General features: G+C 43.8%; 20 protein-coding genes. 13 read left to right on the forward strand and 7 right to left on the reverse strand.

Annotation, left to right across the window (positions count from 1 at the left end; translation table 11 throughout):
* Positions 1 to 86 precede the first annotated feature (86 nt).
* From F6K63_RS00950 to F6K63_RS00965, 4 genes are all read left to right on the forward strand, one after another.
* Positions 87 to 1,508: a DUF2252 domain-containing protein gene (locus tag F6K63_RS00950; RefSeq protein WP_131827205.1), complete on the forward strand. Its 1,422-nt coding sequence runs from the start codon at positions 87 to 89 to the stop codon at positions 1,506 to 1,508.
* A gap of 171 nt (positions 1,509 to 1,679) precedes the next feature.
* On the forward strand, positions 1,680 to 1,997 hold the full coding sequence (locus F6K63_RS00955) for a hypothetical protein (protein WP_008189459.1): 318 nt from the start codon (positions 1,680 to 1,682) through the stop codon (positions 1,995 to 1,997).
* Positions 1,998 to 2,117: 120 nt separating this feature from the next.
* Complete coding sequence (locus tag F6K63_RS00960; protein WP_008189461.1) at positions 2,118 to 2,963, forward strand: YdcF family protein; 846 nt, start codon at positions 2,118 to 2,120, stop codon at positions 2,961 to 2,963.
* A 43-nt stretch (positions 2,964 to 3,006) separates the two neighbouring features.
* Positions 3,007 to 3,240, forward strand: a complete 234-nt coding sequence (locus F6K63_RS00965) for a hypothetical protein (protein ID WP_044495218.1) — start codon at positions 3,007 to 3,009, stop codon at positions 3,238 to 3,240.
* A gap of 182 nt (positions 3,241 to 3,422) precedes the next feature.
* Here the strand turns inward: F6K63_RS00965 and F6K63_RS00970 are convergent, their stop codons facing one another.
* Both F6K63_RS00970 and F6K63_RS00975 read right to left on the reverse strand, forming a co-directional pair.
* Positions 3,423 to 3,650 (reverse strand): ferredoxin-thioredoxin reductase variable chain, encoded by a 228-nt coding sequence (locus F6K63_RS00970; RefSeq protein ID WP_008189465.1) that lies wholly within the window; start codon positions 3,648 to 3,650, stop codon positions 3,423 to 3,425.
* Between the two features lie 213 nt (positions 3,651 to 3,863).
* Complete coding sequence (locus F6K63_RS00975) at positions 3,864 to 5,858, reverse strand: PP2C family protein-serine/threonine phosphatase (RefSeq protein WP_008189467.1); 1,995 nt, start codon at positions 5,856 to 5,858, stop codon at positions 3,864 to 3,866.
* Between the two features lie 536 nt (positions 5,859 to 6,394).
* Here F6K63_RS00975 and F6K63_RS00980 point away from each other — a divergent pair.
* Positions 6,395 to 6,826: an NfeD family protein gene (locus F6K63_RS00980; protein ID WP_044495164.1), complete on the forward strand. Its 432-nt coding sequence runs from the start codon at positions 6,395 to 6,397 to the stop codon at positions 6,824 to 6,826.
* A 307-nt stretch (positions 6,827 to 7,133) separates the two neighbouring features.
* Entirely contained in the window at positions 7,134 to 8,126 is a 993-nt protein-coding gene (locus tag F6K63_RS00985; RefSeq protein ID WP_008189472.1) for an SPFH domain-containing protein, read from the forward strand.
* A gap of 709 nt (positions 8,127 to 8,835) precedes the next feature.
* On the opposite strand, the gene F6K63_RS00990 is transcribed toward F6K63_RS00985, so the two are convergent.
* Together F6K63_RS00990 and F6K63_RS00995 are read right to left on the reverse strand one after the other, a co-directional pair.
* Positions 8,836 to 9,048 carry a hypothetical protein gene (locus F6K63_RS00990; RefSeq protein ID WP_008186537.1) on the reverse strand — a complete coding sequence of 71 codons (213 nt, stop codon included), beginning with the start codon at positions 9,046 to 9,048 and terminating at the stop codon, positions 8,836 to 8,838.
* Positions 9,049 to 9,310: 262 nt separating this feature from the next.
* A complete protein-coding gene (locus F6K63_RS00995) occupies positions 9,311 to 9,721 on the reverse strand; it encodes a Fur family transcriptional regulator (protein WP_008186534.1) in 411 nt (136 codons plus the stop codon).
* Positions 9,722 to 10,031: 310 nt separating this feature from the next.
* Here F6K63_RS00995 and purS point away from each other — a divergent pair, with 310 nt between their 5' ends.
* The 7 genes from purS (at position 10,032) to arsC (ending at position 13,742) form a co-directional block, all read left to right on the forward strand.
* Positions 10,032 to 10,313: a phosphoribosylformylglycinamidine synthase subunit PurS gene (gene purS / locus F6K63_RS01000; protein WP_008186532.1), complete on the forward strand. Its 282-nt coding sequence runs from the start codon at positions 10,032 to 10,034 to the stop codon at positions 10,311 to 10,313.
* Positions 10,310 to 11,005 carry a phosphoribosylformylglycinamidine synthase subunit PurQ gene (gene purQ, locus F6K63_RS01005; RefSeq protein WP_008186529.1) on the forward strand — a complete coding sequence of 232 codons (696 nt, stop codon included), beginning with the start codon at positions 10,310 to 10,312 and terminating at the stop codon, positions 11,003 to 11,005. Before purS ends, purQ begins: the two co-directional genes overlap by 4 nt.
* 298 nt (positions 11,006 to 11,303) lie before the next feature.
* Positions 11,304 to 11,606, forward strand: coding sequence for an MSMEG_0570 family nitrogen starvation response protein (locus F6K63_RS01010; protein ID WP_008186527.1), 303 nt, complete (start codon positions 11,304 to 11,306; stop codon positions 11,604 to 11,606).
* A 14-nt stretch (positions 11,607 to 11,620) separates the two neighbouring features.
* Positions 11,621 to 11,947 carry an ArsR/SmtB family transcription factor gene (locus F6K63_RS01015; RefSeq protein WP_008186524.1) on the forward strand — a complete coding sequence of 109 codons (327 nt, stop codon included), beginning with the start codon at positions 11,621 to 11,623 and terminating at the stop codon, positions 11,945 to 11,947.
* Between the two features lie 150 nt (positions 11,948 to 12,097).
* Positions 12,098 to 12,553 (forward strand): ArsI/CadI family heavy metal resistance metalloenzyme, encoded by a 456-nt coding sequence (locus F6K63_RS01020; protein ID WP_287294241.1) that lies wholly within the window; start codon positions 12,098 to 12,100, stop codon positions 12,551 to 12,553.
* Between the two features lie 16 nt (positions 12,554 to 12,569).
* Positions 12,570 to 13,286, forward strand: coding sequence for an MIP/aquaporin family protein (locus F6K63_RS01025; protein ID WP_287294239.1), 717 nt, complete (start codon positions 12,570 to 12,572; stop codon positions 13,284 to 13,286).
* Positions 13,287 to 13,346: 60 nt separating this feature from the next.
* Entirely contained in the window at positions 13,347 to 13,742 is a 396-nt protein-coding gene (gene arsC / locus F6K63_RS01030; protein WP_008186517.1) for an arsenate reductase, glutathione/glutaredoxin type, read from the forward strand.
* A gap of 421 nt (positions 13,743 to 14,163) precedes the next feature.
* Here the strand turns inward: arsC and F6K63_RS01035 are convergent, their stop codons facing one another.
* The 3 genes from F6K63_RS01035 to isiD form a co-directional block, all read right to left on the reverse strand.
* Positions 14,164 to 14,562 carry a hypothetical protein gene (locus F6K63_RS01035; protein ID WP_008186515.1) on the reverse strand — a complete coding sequence of 133 codons (399 nt, stop codon included), beginning with the start codon at positions 14,560 to 14,562 and terminating at the stop codon, positions 14,164 to 14,166.
* Between the two features lie 379 nt (positions 14,563 to 14,941).
* On the reverse strand, positions 14,942 to 16,186 hold the full coding sequence (coaBC, locus tag F6K63_RS01040; RefSeq protein ID WP_287310411.1) for a bifunctional phosphopantothenoylcysteine decarboxylase/phosphopantothenate--cysteine ligase CoaBC: 1,245 nt from the start codon (positions 16,184 to 16,186) through the stop codon (positions 14,942 to 14,944).
* Positions 16,183 to 16,395, reverse strand: coding sequence for a protein IsiD (gene isiD, locus F6K63_RS01045; protein ID WP_070393300.1), 213 nt, complete (start codon positions 16,393 to 16,395; stop codon positions 16,183 to 16,185). Before isiD ends, coaBC begins: the two co-directional genes overlap by 4 nt.
* Positions 16,396 to 16,634: the final 239 nt, after the last annotated feature.

The raw sequence follows: 16,634 nt of genomic DNA on the forward strand, positions 1-16,634 counted from the left end.
CATATTGCCTGTTCCCAGATCCGCTGTTCCCTGTTCCCTTTGCTATTAGAGATCTATTGCTTGATGTTTCATAGAGTAAGGTAATAATGATGAAGACTTGTAAACAACCAGTTTATGTGAGTGCGATCGCAATCCTACTTTTACTGACTAACCTATCCTGTTCCTCCCCCGACCGACAAGACCCCCCAATGAAAACCAAGGATCGTGCAACGGTAGTCGTGAAAACGATTGAGGAGGCAAACACTGGCATTTCCAAGCAAGATCGAGAAACTAAATATTGCAAAATGGCTTGTTCTAAATTTGTCTTCTACCGTGGCACTAACCAACTATTTTGGAAAGATTTCGCTGGGGATAATCGCCTCAAGGATTTTGGAAATGCCAAAACCAAGATTTGGTTATCGGGGGATATGCATGCCGAGAACTTTGGGGCATATGATAATAATCGAGGGGAAATCGTTTACTCACTCGATGACTTTGATGATGGAATTATTGCCGATTACCAATATGATGTCTGGCGCATGGCAGCTAGTTTAGCATTGGTCGGTCGTCAGAATGGTTTGTCTGCTGAGGAACAGAACAACGGGATTGATGCCTTTAGTGAGTCCTATCTTGATACTATGGCCTCCTATCGCGGTAATGATCGTGAACTGGAGACTTACTTCACTAAAGACAATACTTATGGGAAGTTGGATGACTTCCTAGAAGGAGTCGAAGCCAGCGAAAGCCGCCAAAAAATGTTGAAAAAATGGACAGAACTGGACCCAAATCAGCGTCGCTTCAATCTATCCAAGGTTAAGTTAGGCAAACCTACTGCTTCCGAGCGACAGGATATTGAGAATGCGATCGCAGATTATCAGAAAACCTTGACAAAAAAGTTTAAATATGATAAAAACTACTTCCGAGTCAAAGATATTGCGCAACGTTTACTGGCTGGCACTGGTTCCTTAGGAATACCACGCTATTATCTCCTGATTGAGGGTGAGACCTCTTCCCAGGATGATGACCGGATCTTGGACATTAAATTCCAATCTTCCCCTACTGCCTATGATTACCTGAGTCAGCAGGAACGGGAAAAGTATGATAAAAATTTTAACAATGAGGGTCAACGTCATGCTTTAGCCTATCGAGCCTTAACCAAGCACACCGATAATCACCTGGGCTGGATGAAACTTGGGGATGGGTATTACTCAGTGCGAGAGCGATCGCCATTTAAGGAAACCTTTGATATCACTGAGCTAACCAAAGAGAAACGTTTTGTTAAGCTAGCTGAACAATGGGGTCAAGTGTTAGCAACAGCTCACGCCCGAGCTGACAAAGATTTTGATGCTGCCTTAGTGCCTTATTCCATAGACAAACAGGTGGATGAGTTGACTGACGGTCGCCACAAGGAGTTTCGGCAATTGGTAAGGGAAGTGGCTTTGACTTATGCTGATCAAGTTGAGAAAGACTATGGTTACTTTCTCGAAAAGCTGAAACCCAATAGCTGCTCTAGCGGCACTTGTGACTAATCGTTTTAGTTTAATTGGCTTTGGTAAAATATAATGCGTTGATATGGCACAGGGGGAAGGTTAAATAACAGGATAAGCGGCAAAGGGATGGTCGCGAGCTAGTCCCTATAACCTATAACCTCTAACCTCTAACCTAGAAACAAAACAGCTACATACCTTATATTTAATCACATGAACGGTAAGAAAGACGGTTTTTTAAGCGGGCTTCAAATTTTGGTGTTTTTTATCTTAGCCCTTGCCTTTCTGGGATACCCAATCGAATTCAGCTTACTATTTGGTGGCATTGGCGCTTTCGCCGGTGGTTTGATAGTTGACTGGTGGCACCACCCAGACAAACCCAGGGACTCACAACCCCAGCAAGCAGAGTATACCGAGGAAGGTAGTTCTGACTTAACGGGCATCCGTTTAGCTGTACAAGAACGACAAGCTAGAGAAAAGAGCCGCTCAGAAGGGTCACTCAATCCTATTAGTAGATTTTTTAGACGTTAAGCAAGAGTAATTAATTATTGCTTATTGGTCAAAAGAAAATACCAAGAGATTTAAGCTAGGGCTAATCTAGAAGAACTTGCTTTGGATTGAGTACTTTCCGACTTAGAACTAAAATCTAACATGTTTCTATTTCTCTCAAAGCTATTGCCACTCTTTCTGTATCCCTTGGGCCTGGCTTGTGTGCTACTGGTAGTAGCTTTAGTAATGTCGTGGCGCAACCCTCGCTGGGTTCCGATACCGGTGGCTTTAGCATTAATTGTGTTGTTGGTCTCAAGTAATACTTGGGTGACTAACAGCTTAATACGCTCTCTGGAGTGGCAATATATTCCTAATTCAGAATTACCTGAGGCTGATGCGATTGTGATCTTGGGGGGAGCGACTAAACCACCTTTTCCACCACGACCTACTCCAGAAGTGGATGAAGCAGGCGATCGCGTTCTCTATGGTGCTCAGCTATACCGTGAAGGGAAAGCTCCCTGGGTGATTCCTGCTGGTGGTCGGATTGTTTGGGGTTCCAGTAGTAATAACTCTAGCCAACGACTTTCTTCCGAGTCTGGTCAATCCTCACAACGGTTGGCTCCTGAATCAGAAGACATGGCACAGATTCTAGAAGACCTGGGTGTTCCAAGAGCCGCTATCATTCAAGAGTCTAGGTCTTTAAACACTCACCAAAATGCGGTCAATGTGCGGAAAATTTTGGATCAGCGGGATTTTCCCAAGGTATTATTGGTAACTTCAGCCATCCATATGCCTCGTTCTGTCCTAGTGTTCCGGCGTCAGGGTATTGATGTGATCCCAGCACCAACAGATTTTCTAGTGTCCCAACATGAACTGGATGAACCTAGCAGCAGTAGTCAAGCTGCTTTGCTACATTCTCTGCCAAATGCTGAGCAATTGTCTAGGATTACCCGTGCTATCAAGGAATACATTGGTATAGTCGCTTATCGCATTCGTGGTTGGGTATGACATTATTGCTGAAATATTATCCTTGATTATTTGCCTAGTTACTATGCCAGAAGAATTCCAACGGATTGTCCCAGCACCACCACCAGCAGCCGATATGTTTGCCACTTACCAGCTAGCTTATGACTTTAGCCAGGAAGTAGAGCATCGACAAGAATTTGAAGACTATTGCCAGTGGTATTATTTTACAGCACAAAGCCATCAAGAGGAATTAGAAAAAATGCGCGGTGACATCAACATTTTTCGTTGGTTCAGTCGCCGCAACTCAGAGGTAGATTAGACTACAAGTCTAGCTTATTATCTTAAAAGATGGTTTAACTAATTAAAGTAAACACGGATAGTAATAGATATCAATAGATACAGTAAGAATCTAACTTAATCCTATCCGTGCAGACCTGTTTAAAAATCCCTGTGATGGTGATTATGATTGGTTTCTATAGTATTAGCTAATAATATAGCCGCCTAGGGGATAATTTCTAGTTCATCTTCACGGAAGTGAACTTTTTTAAATTTTTTGTCAAATTTGACTTGTATTGGTAAATTGGCGCTGACGGGCCTACCTTGCCACTCAGAAATTATTCCGGTAACTTCCCCTTCGAGACCTTTAATATCAAAAGGTTTATTTCTGTGTTCGGGATGGGTATATACCACAACTGATTCTTTGACTCGGACGCGATCGCCAACTTTCATATAAGTAACTCTAACTATTATACGGACATCCCTTACCTAAGCTAGGGTGGGCTCAGGCAACCTTCTTATTGTCTCACAGAGTGGGTTGTTTACATTTAGCACAGTTGTGAGCATCAACAAAATTTAGGTTTATTGGAATTGCTTCCCTGGTCTGATGCCGGTGATTATCGGTGAAAATTATAATGTAAGGTTTTTTCACCCTTAGTTTCACCCTTAGTTGTCTGGGAGCTCCTGCTCGGTAGGTGAAGACTGTGGTAGATTTGGATCGGGTGATGGTAAAAAGCGATCGCGCATTTTCTGGAAGCCCTCAGGAGCTAGTATCCATTGGGTAGTCAGTAAAATAGCCCCAGCACCAACTAGTATACCGACTACCCCCAGCAGCCCAAACAAGGCTCTTATCCAATCCCGGTATGAGCGGGTGGTTTCGGGTTTATTATCATTGGTTGTGGTTATTTCCGCTGGTAGTGATGGAGTCAGAGCGGTTTGCTGCCCCAGATTAACCACCTGTAGTTCTTTAGAGCTAGAGATGTCTCCCAAATTTAGCACTGTCGGATATTGGGGAGAGACAGCACAGTATGTTAGCACCACCGAAATGTCATCTTGACCATTATGTTTAAAGGCCAGGTCAATTAAAGACTCAGCCGCCGATTCCACGGAAAGTCGGTGGCTATTGACTTTTTCGGGTAAATCTCGACCAAATTTTTCAATCAAGTTGTTGTTGCTCAAGCCATCGGAACACAGCAGCAGCAAGCCATCTTCTTCCAAAATAAAGCGTCGCACAGTGGGACGAAGTAATTCAGCCTCCTTTGTCCCTAAGGCTTGAGTGAGTGCTTGTGCATCAGATCGCTGCAACGCTTGTCGATAAAGACTACGACCAAGCTTGACCTCCCGAGTAGCCACATCATCATCCACAGTTAGCTGCTGGCAATAGTCGGGAGTAAGCCAGTAAGCACGACTATCTCCTACACTAGCGATATAGATTTCGTGACCATTGGTTTTCCCTTCTGGTGTATTCACCATTTGGGGTAGTTGTAGCGCTAGGGTTAAGGTAGTAGCCATGCGACGCCGGGATTCTCGTTCTTGTTGATCGTTGCGAGAAGAAATCATGTTATTAGCAACCCGGATAATTGCTGATAGATTCTCAGTTACCAGTTCTGGTGTCATCAGCTCCGGATCTTCGTTCAACTCAGCCAGTAATGCCCGAACCTGTAATTTAATCGACTGTAGTGCTAACTGACTAGCAATTTCCCCCCCTTCGTGACCACCAATGCCATCACAAATAATCGACAGGTGGGGAATCAAGGGGTCTTGGGGTTGCTCTGGGTGCTTAATCAAGTCAGCCTTAGTGGGATAGCAACTGTCTTCATTGTGGCTGTGACTTGAACCAGTTGCGGTGATACCAGCAATCTGTAACCGCAACGGGTGCTGAGCAGCTTGCTCAAGTAATAGGTGATTAAGTTGGGATGCGATCGCACTTAAGGAGGGGTGTTCAGTTTGCAGGTGTTGGGCAATAGCTTGTAGCGGATCCGCCACAGAAACTGAAGCTGTGCGACACCAAGCTTCCCAGCACTCTCCTAGCTGTTTAAGACTAGCATCCACAGAGGGTTCACTCACAGAAGTCGGTTCGGCAGGGGAGTCTCGGGAAACCAATGTATCAAATCCCCTATCCTCTAGACCATTAGACGGTACAACTGGTGATAGACTCGTATCAGCCATTGTATCGCGATATAATTCCCGCAGTCGCAGCCGCCACCCTTCAACTCGCAAATTAGTTGGCACTAACAGGCTAGAAGCCACACCCAATTCTGATAAGGGTATCCATAATTCCCAAATTTGCCAAAGCCAATAGACTTGACGCACTGCGGTAGCAGAAGTCCACATCGACTCCATTGAGGGATATAAGTTGCCATTGGCATCAATGGGGGCATTTTCTAGCAAAATGACTACATCTTGACCAGGTGTAGACAGAAAATTCCGTTGCTGTGGCAACTGGCATATCCCATAAACCTCTGGCACATGGAGGCAGTGGGGATACAAGCGTAGGTAAGGAAGGATATGGCCGTTGATTTGTTCGGGAAAATCCGGTGGCAGTTCTGGCTGCATATCCTGCCAAATTTGCGGGGCAACTACCTGGTAGCGGTCTGCCACTTGTTCTCCAACTGGTAGCTCTACGGCAGCAGAACCAACTGCCCAAAGATAACGATCCACGGCTAATACCTATGAAGTTAATTTACGGCTATACGGTCAAATTCTAGACGGCTGAGATAAATTAGCATTGGTCCGCGCTTATGCCCCACGTCCCCACTTGCATGTCGGCGTGGGATGAATGGCAGACAAGAACTTTGATACTTTGTGATCATCTATAATGAACATAGTAGGGTAATCAAATTAAGAGCTAACCGCCACCTACTACCTAAAAATAGAACTTTTTTGTATTGTTCCGGCGCGGAGGGGCATCTCGTGTCGTAAATATTGCTTGCCGAACGCGCCCCGCGTGGCCTACGGCCTTGTATCCGTTCCCGTTGGGTGGAGTTGGCAAGAAGCCTACACTGACTCGGCGAGTTCAGTTTAGGAGTATGTCACAAGAGGGGTTGTTTGAGCTTTTAAACATTTTCTCTCAAAGTTGTCTAGTAGATTCAAGAAAATTAACATAACTCAGCAACCTATATCTTTGTCTGACGTCAGACAAAATAAATTAGAGTTACCCGCAACTACTTACCCCATACCCTGTATATTATGAGCCGATGGTAAGTTCCTCGATGCTTTGGCTAATTGCCGGGTCAATGCTGTGCTTAGTCGAGCTGTTTGTGCCAACAGCATTTGTTGCTTTCATGATGGGCATCAGTGCTTTGGTCGTAGCATTTGTGATCTCGATTTTGCCCATATCTTATACCCTACAAGTGGGGTTATGGTTGCTGCTTTCCACTGCCTCAGTCTTTTTATCCCGTCGCCTGATGCCCCCTGCTAGAGTGGGCAAAAATTTGGATGCGATGGAAGCTCAAACCTTGACAGAAATTCTGCCAGGGCAAACTGGGCGGGTACTCTATGAAGGCAACTCATGGCGTGCCCGTTGTGAAGACTATGCAGATGCGATCGCACCCAACCAAAAAGTCTACGTAGTGCGTAGGGAAGGCACTACCCTGATTGTTGTGCCTCATCACCTATTGCATGACTGAAGTTGATCGACCAAGGGTGCTCTGCCAGGTTCAGGGGATAGTGATGGGTTAATAGGGTGATGGGGTAATAGAGTCAACGGTAGATTTATTACTCCCCCTAGTGACTAGTTGTTGGGAGTCTCCCTTCTAACCCAGTCCACTGTTTTTTGACAAAAGATAGGTTAAAAAGTCAGGTTGGGCAGATGGGAATAGAGTCAGCTTCAAGCACTTGAGAATCAGACTAAATCAGTTTTCTGCCCTCCCCCACCCATCCGCTCCCCCTCTAACAACAAATTTGTAAAACACTACCAGAAATGGAGGAAAGAGCGTGTCACAGTGGTTTTTGCTTGTGTTTTTAGCTTTGGGCGGTTCAGGTCTTTTCGGTTCCGTCAAGATTATTAATCAAGGAAACCAAGCCTTAGTGGAACGATTGGGAAAATATAGTGGCAAAAAACTCGAACCTGGGCTCAACTTTGTCATTCCCGTGATTGAGCGGGTGGTTTTCCAGCAAACCATTCGGGAAAAAGTCCTTGATGTGCCACCTCAGCCTTGTATCACCTCCGATAATGTTTCCATTACCGTTGACGCTGTGGTGTACTGGCGGATCATGGATATGGAGAAAGCCTACTATAAGGTTGAAGACCTGCGCTCCGCCATGCAGAATTTGGTGCTGACCCAGATTCGAGCTGAAATGGGGAAACTGGAACTGGATCAAACCTTTACTGCTCGCTCTCAAATCAATGAAACCCTACTGCGGGAATTAGACATTTCCACTGATCCTTGGGGAGTTAAAGTCACCCGGGTGGAACTGCGGGACATTGTGCCATCTCAGGCAGTGCAGGACTCAATGGAGTTACAGATGTCCGCAGAACGGCGTAAACGGGCGGCAATTTTGACCTCTGAAGGGGAACGAGAATCTGCGGTTAACACTGCCAGAGGTAAGGCCGAGGCACTAGAGTTAGATGCTGGAGCCCGTAAAAAAGCTGCGATTATGGACGCTGAAGCCCAACAACAGGCAATAGTTCTGAAAGCTCAGGCAGAACGACAGCAGCAGGTTCTCAAGGCACAAGCCACTGCTGAGGCTCTCAAAATTGTGGCTAAGACTCTTGATAATGACCCGAATGCTCGTGATGCCCTCCAGTTTTTACTGGCTCAGAATTATATCGATATGGGTATGCAAGTTGGTACTAGCGAGAGTAGTAAAGTGATGTTTATGGATCCTCGCAGCATTCCGGCAACCATTGAAGGGATGCGTTCGATTGTCGGTGATGGAGACAAAGTTAACCCCAATTCCCTAGGTATTGACATGAATCAAAGGTAAATTTCAGTGTCAATTACCCATACCTAAACGGGGAGCACCGTTTAGGTGGGGCTTTTGCCTAAACCTAAAAAATCTGCCAATGAAGCAAATCGATAGCTGTTAAGACAGCCAAGGGATATAGGAGTCTATTGACAGCGGTTTTAGCCAACGAAGTTTTAACCCGTTGGCGGTGGTATAACCACAGAATACGTGACATACTCCCACACTGAACCGATAGGTCAGTGTGGGCTTCTTGCCAACTCCGCCCATTGGTTAGGATACAAGGCCGTAGGCCACGCGGGGCGCGTTCGGCAAGCTTTATTAACGATACGGTCAGAAGTTACCGCAAGAATAGGGCAGCCTTTATGGTTAGTCGGCTATGGGTAAAGAGTTAAAACTTTATGATTAAGGCAAGAGACGAAACCTTAGATCAGGTCGCCTTTATAACAATAGTTTTAAACCTTTTCTGCATAACCTACAACCCAAAAAGGCGACCTGATCTTACGGTAACTTCAAACCCTATTCTAAGGTTTCGTCTCCGGGATGCCCCGACCCACCGGAACAACACAAAAAAGTTCAATTTTGAGGTACGTAGGTGGCGGTTAGCTCTTAATTTGTCTTCCCTACTATTTTCATTATAGCATTCTTCAACCTATGCAACACAGTTCCTGTCCGCGATTCATCCCACACCTCAATGCGCATTGAGGTGTGGGATGAATCGCGGTCTTAGCTAAATCCCTTGAGAAAGTTCCTTGGAACAGAACATCTCACGAGATTCTTGCTTAACATAACCATTCATCACAGCTAGCTGTAGCTTCATGAAGGCATTTAAGTCTTCCAGTGGATATTTTCTGGTTAGAAGCTGCCGTAGCTTATCTTCTTCTGTCACACTCAAATAGCGAGTTTTGAGTGCTTTTTGTACAACTTCCCTGATATTAGCCATAACACAAGCACCTGTTAAAATCAATTAGCACCTTCGAGGCTGAAAGTCTGGCAAAAGCCAATTGAGACTATCCCTCTACAGTACTTATCACCCCTTTTTAAGCTTTTTAAGCTTTTTATGTTAATGATGTAGACGACAGTTAATCTGTGTACAATGGAACATTGTACATTGTACTGATATGGTGTCTTTGGTTAGGTAAGGGCGTCGCCAGCATCACCAAGCTTCTGTTAGCAGGGCTGTTTTAGGTGATTACGGTATTATCTCATTCTGAATCTTGATATTCTGTAGCATTGGTTACAGAACACTGTTCACATAATCCAAAAAATTCCAAGGTATGGTAAAAAATAGTGAATTGATAAGAATTTTGCAACTTCTTCTGTAATTGAGGTATGGGACATTCCTCAATGGGAATAGACATGCCACAATTGAGACAAGTGAGGTGATGTTGATCCTCTTGTACACCACTGTAGAGGGATTCTCCACTACCAAGAGTCCGGACTTGCACCATTCCTTCCAGTTTTAAAGCATCCAAAGCGCGGTAAACTGTAGCCAAACCCATAGATTGCTTACGTTTGCGCAGCTCGACATAAAGATCTTGGGCCGACATAGCCCGATTCAAGGTTGTGAGCAGTTTCAGAATTCGCTCTTGGGAGCGGGTGCGTTGGCCTTTCATTAATCTTTTTTTAATATCCTAGAAATTTTTTGATGTTAATGGTGCTTGTTGGTTCAAACTGTAAAGAAGGATTAATGATCAACGGATCATGAGCAATAATGATCGCGGCTGTGCCCAAATCCCAGGATTAGGCTAGCCCTAGTTACACGCTGTGGCAGCTAAAAAAAATACTAGCTCAAAAAATACTAGCTCAAAAAAATACTAGTTGCTCAGTAACCTATCAGTAACCTAATTGATAGACTTTTTTAATCCTTGATCGTTCATCCTTGATATTATATCCATTATCATTATACAGTGAAAGGGGAGAGTTGTGATTAAAAAATATCAGGCTTCTATTTATGTTACACTTAGAAATTCCGTATTGGATCCAGCCGGTGTAGCTGTTGAGTCAGGACTGAAGCAGCTAGGCTACGAGAGTGTAGAACAGGTGCGTATTGGTAAATATATCGAACTGAGGCTGAGTGCTGCTAATGAAGATACGGCGCGAGAGCAATTGAATCAGATCTGCGACCAGCTCTTAGCCAACCCAGTTATTGAAAATTATCGCTTTGAATTGGTTGAGATGTCAGCACAACTAGGAGTGGAAGCATGAAATTTGGGGTGGTGGTCTTTCCTGGGTCAAACTGCGATCGCGATATGGCCTATGTTACAACTAGCTTACTCCAATGTCCAACCAGGATGGTTTGGCATCAAGAAACCGATATTTCTGACTTAGATGTGGTGGTACTCCCTGGGGGCTTTAGCTATGGGGATTACCTGCGCTGTGGCGCAATTGCTCAGTTTTCTCCAGTGATGCCAATGGTGGTAGACCATGCTAAACAGGGTAAATTTGTCTTGGGCATTTGTAATGGCTTCCAGATGCTGACCGAAATGGGGATGTTACCAGGGGCATTAGTCAGAAATCGGGACTTACATTTTATTTGCGATCGCGTTCCAGTTAAAGTAGAGCGCAATGATTTATATTGGACTACAGCTTATCACCCAGGAGAAATTATAAGTCTACCTATTGCCCATGGTGAAGGGCGCTACTACGCTGATGCTGAAACTCTCAAAGCTCTCGAAGACAATGGTCAAGTATTGTTTCGTTACGCTACTGTTTCAGGAGAGATAGAGACAATAGGTAATCCCAATGGTTCCCTAAATAACATTGCCGGAATTTGTGATACCACTGGCAAAATTTTGGGTATGATGCCCCATCCAGAACGAGCAGCTGATCCGATGTTAGGCAATATCGATGGGATGAGATTGTTTCAGAGTTTGTTAAAGACTTTTAACAATTGCTAGTGTTTTCAATACCACAAATTACCGATAACCGCGACCGCTACATGGGTCGCCTAAACGTTATATGTGTGCCACAGATTCCAATTATACCGGATCTGGTTGACTGAGAAATATTGCCAGAAACTTCAGTTTAGTATTTTTGAAATTGGTCGCTGTAAATGCGGGAAAGGGTATTTTTAAAAGCAAAAGGAAGCAGAGGTTAGCCCTTGACTGGACGGCAAGTCTTTGTTCAAGTTTATCGTTATAATTAATTAAATAAAAAATTCCAAGTCTAAAATATAAAATCCGATCAGATAAGAAGATGCCTGAAACTCACTTCCAGATTGAATGGCCTGATGGTTATCAGGAACTTTGCTATTCTCCTTCTCTAGTAGTCAAGAAATATTTTAATGCTGAGCAAGACTATTCTCTGTCGGAATTTGTGGCACTATCTCGAACTGCGCTTAACGATGGTAGTGATCGCGTCAAAGCTCAATTTGGTTTCTCTTGTAGCAAAGCACTAGGACAACTGAAGCAAATAGAAGACACAGCTAAGAAGTATAGTAATCTATCTGAACCAAAAGTGCGATTACTTAAATTTATCGATGTCCAACCCACAGAATAATTCAATAAAAATTGATGCAAGCCACTTCTGCTCCAGACTCCACTACTATCCTCGCTGGCTTCCATGCTCTTTCCGATCCCCTGCGCCTGGCAGTGATTGAGCTACTGAGATCGCAAGAGTTGTGTGTTTGTGATTTATGCGATCGCTTAAATGTCCAGCAATCAAAACTATCATTTCACCTCAAAACCCTTAAACAAGCTGGTTTGATTCGCCCCCGCCAACAGGGAAGGTGGATGTACTACAGCCTGAATTTGCCCCAGTTTGTGGTTTTAGAGCAATATTTGGCAGAATTTCGTCGCACAGCTGTGATGGTACCTACCCGTAGTTGTTGCTCAGACTAGCTTAGGGTCTAGACTGCTTTTGATGTACCTAATACCATTAGCCCAATACCATTAGCCAATTCAGCCGATGGCTTAACTATTGTTTAAGCAATAAATCAATTTTTTTTGATATATTAGGATTAACTAATTAGTAAAACAGGAGGGTTCTTCATGGCTACTCTCAAAACTCATGTCTCCCTGAATGTCACTGACCTTCACAAATCTGTCACCTTTTACCAGGCAATGTTTGGTGTATCTCCAGTTAAATACAAAGCTGACTACGCCAAATTTGATTTGGCAAATCCGCCCCTCAATCTCACCCTAGAACTCAACCCCAACATGCACTCTGGTGGGACATTATCTCATCTAGGTATACAGGTTGAAACGACAGAAGACGTACAAGCTCAGATCAAGCGTTTTCAAGCTGCAGGACTAGAGGTGTTAGAGGAAAAGAACACTCACTGTTGCTATGCCATCCAGGATAAAGTTTGGATAAGTGACCCAGATGGTAACCGCTGGGAAGTATTTGTGGTGAACGTCGAAGATACTTCACCCGAGATGAATCTCAAGATTACCGACAATTCTCAGCAGGAATCCAATACTGTGACATCCTCCTGCTGTGGATAAATTAGATCACCATTAAATGAGAATCCGCAAACTGATACCCAAACAAACTCTCGGGCCCTTAATATCCCATTGCTGGCGAGAGGCAGTAACTGAAGGCATGGCTACATTTATCTTAGTCTTTTTTGGCACTGGTGCTGTCATGGTTAATCACATCACTAGTGGAGCCTTAACTCATCTGGGCGTCAGTTTTGTTTTTGGAGCAGTGGTCGCTGCTTTAATCTATGCCACAGGACATATTAGCGATGCCCATATTAACCCAGCTGTGACTCTTGCTTTCTGGGCTAGTGGCTTTTTTCCCGCTCGCAAAGTGTTACCTTATATCCTGGCTCAATGTATTGGTGCGATCGCTGCTTCAACATTACTGTTGTTGACACTGGGGTATGTTGCTGATCTTGGCGCAACTCTGCCTCTACAAGGGAACTGGTTTCAATCCTTAGTCCTGGAAGTAGTACTCACGTTTATCTTAATGTTTGTGATCTTAGGCTCTGGTCTCGACCGCCGTGCTCCCATTGGCTTTGCTGGTTTGGCTATTGGCTTAACCGTAGCATTAGAAGCCGCTTGCTTCGGACCAATTACCGGTGCCAGCATGAATCCAGCCCGTTCATTGGGGCCAGCCCTAGTAGCTGGGATTTGGCAACATCAATGGATTTATTGGGTTGCCCCAATTGTAGGAGCGCAATTAGCCGTGATTGCCTATCGGCAACTTTCCCATGGATTTAGGGATATTCAATAAAACCATAGCTAGCTAAAAATTAACAACTAAAAACTAACAACTAAAAACTAACAAATTACTATGAAACAAATCATGTTTGTTTGTAAAAGAAATTCCTGCCGCTCTCAAATGGCGGAGGGGTTTGCTAGAACCTTAGGAGAAGGAAAGATTTCTGTTACTAGTTCTGGACTAGAAGCAAGCCGAGTTCATCCTACAGCAATTCAAGTAATGGATGAAATTAATATAGATATTAGAGACCAGACGTCTAATCCTTTAAAGGATTTCAAGGCTGAAGACTATGATGCTGTAATTTCCTTGTGCGGCTGTGGTGTTAATTTACCAGAAGCCTGGGTATTACGAGATGTGTTTGAAGATTGGCAGCTTGATGATCCTGATGGGCAACTACTAGAGACGTTTCGCCGTGTCCGAGATGAAATTAAAGAACGAGTAGCTAAGTTAGTGGAAACATTGAGCTAATTAGTTTAGCAAAGGGAACAGGGACTTCGGAGCAGGGAGTAGGGAACAGGGAACAAACATTCTCTCAATTGATTTAGGATTGCTATTGATTTACAGTTGATTGGACTTTGGAAAAAATTTTATGTTCTGTCTTTAGTATCCTTATCTATAAGACGATATCACCGGTCAATTCCGTCCAATTTTTTGAGTTATGCCCGATGTTTTCAAAATCGGGTCATAACTCAAAAAAAAGGGACTCTACCGAACATAGTGTGTATAAAACCGCGCTTTCTGAAAGCATTATTATGCTGTTATTCGCTTAACAAAACTACATAATGGTTTGATGAGTGATCGCTAAATCACAAGGGTTTCAGCGTGTGAAGTTATATTTCGCCAACAGCATCGCGATAGCGTAAGCCAACACAAATGTTCTTGGGCGTTATTACCAAACCATCGTTTGACCCAATTCATTACGCAAATTAATTACTGAACTTTCTCTACAAACACTCACAGGACAAACGTCGAATACATAGACAGCATCTCCATCAGGGGCACAAAGTAAAACGAACATTGCATCTTTACCCTGCATTCGACCTTCTACACCAGACATTCGCAAACGTCTTACAGTTCCGTTTTGTAACTTTCCTGCAGCTTCGTACTTTTTGAATTTTTCGAGTGCTTTTAATTCACAAGCTGTCCGGCTAGTTGTGCTAACAGCTGACCAACCAGAACCAGTACCCCAGGTAGGTCTTTCTGCCCTAGCTGCTCTAGGAAGGAATGCCGTTAATAGTCCCGAGGCAATAAGTGGAATTATAAGAGTAGTAGATAAACGTGTAGACATAATACAAAAAGTCTATTTTTGATTGGAATTATTATATCTACTAGTTTAAAGTAGATCACTAACAGTTCTGTATTAATAAATGTAACAACAAGGCTAATTATTATTTATTATTGTGCCACAAGCGTTTTGGCAGGGTAAGCGCAAGAATCAATAAGCTGTAGCTTATTGAGAAAAAAAGGGCATTATTATCAACAAGCCAACTCTATTGAGAATAAAGTTCTACCAGATTATAGGGGTTTCGAGCCACGCTCAACCGATATCCAGCCAATGCACATTATGGGCAATTTTTTCTTGCGCTTACCCTGAAGCGTTTTGGCTGTGCTTACAAAACTTTACAAAGAGCCCAAAACTTGTGTCCGACTACTTATAGTAATACTAGTTATCTAGTAATTATTTGATACTTTACATTACTATTGTCCTCGGGACTGTTTTGGATAAAATAAAATAAACGGTGAGCTAACTCTAATTTAGTGCAGCGATTAATCTGTTGATGCCGTCCTGTTTTATCAATCAAAATTGCCTGGTTGGTATCACTGCCAAAACCAGCGTTTGGTTTGTCAACTGGGTTAGCTACAATTGCATCCAATCGCTTTTTGTTTAATTTTTGTAACGCAGGTTTGATAATATCTCCAGTCTGTGCTGCAAATCCAACTAAGTACTGATGGGGCTGTTTCAGTCGTCCCAATTCAGCTAGGATATCTGGCACCGGTTTTAGGGGTAGAGCAGCAGGAAGTCCATGCTTCGGTATCTTCATATCCTGGTAGATTCCGGGGGTTACATCTGCTACCGCTGCTGCCATCACAATCAAATCAGCATTGGGAAAATCTGCTAGCATTGCCCGATGCATCTCAGTAGCACTAACTACTGGAACTGTCCGGATACCCATCGGTGCTTCCCAAGTAGCCGGTCCATGAACTAGGGTGACAACTGCTCCCCGATTTCTGGCAGCTTGGGCTAGGGCTAGTCCCATCTTGCCTGTGGCGGGATTCCCGATAAAGCGTACTGGATCTATATATTCCCGAGTGCCACCAGTACTGATTAAGACTTGTTTACCGGTTAAGTCTCGTTTGCCACCAGTGTACAGCAGGGATTGGATAGAGGCGATTATCTCCTCTGGTTCTGCCATCCGTCCTGCACCAATGCGATCGCATGCTAACCGTCCTGCTGTTGGACCAACACTATGATACCTGGGGTCACTTAACAGCTGTTGCCAATTTCGTTGCACTGACTGCTGCTTCCACATATCTGTATTCATCGCTGGTGCCAACAAAATAGGGCAACTAGACGCTAGAACCGTATTGGTTAGTAAGTTATCTGCTAAGCCATAAGCCAACTTACCTAAGGTATTAGCGGTCAGAGGAGCAATCACCAATACTTCTGCCCATTCCCCTAATTCAATATGCACCGGGCGTTCGTGCTTTGCTTGCCAGAATACGTTGTCTGTATAAGCTGCATGGCGAGAGAGGGTACTTAGAGTCAAAGGAGTGATAAATTTTTCAGCTCCCTGGGTTAAAATCACCCTTACTTCAGCGATCGCCTTAAATAGGGTAGAAACAACCTCACAAACTTTATAGGCAGCGATGCCCCCACATACACCAATTAAAACTTTTCTACCCTTATTCACGCCTCGTCGTAAGCTTCCATGTCCAGTAAATAGAGATAAGGTTGTGCTAACTCTGGACGCTGAAACGCCAGTGCCCGCAGTAGATGCCAATCTTTGAGTCCTTCAAATGCGCCAGAGTAATCATCCAGCTCTAGACGTGCAGCCAATTTGGCAACGTCCTCTGCACTGAGAGCTGAAAGGTCACGTTGGGAAATGGTCGTAGTTGCCATCACTCACGCCTCTCTTGGTTAGCTTTTTTGTTAACAGTTGTACTTCTTCGACAACTTTACTTATATTATCCCTATTTAGTTACACAACTGAGTATAGATAATACCAGCTTTAGGGTGAAGTATTCGTAAATTTTTTATCAGTTTTTAGGGGTCATTTGTATGGAGGCTTACCATAGAAATACAAATTATCCAAAAACTAGCTGTAAGTAGTCAGTTATTATTAGTTATTATTAAAGCCC

The sequence above is a fragment of the Moorena sp. SIO1G6 genome (genome assembly GCF_010672795.1).
GTDB lineage: Bacteria > Cyanobacteriota > Cyanobacteriia > Cyanobacteriales > Coleofasciculaceae > Moorena > Moorena producens.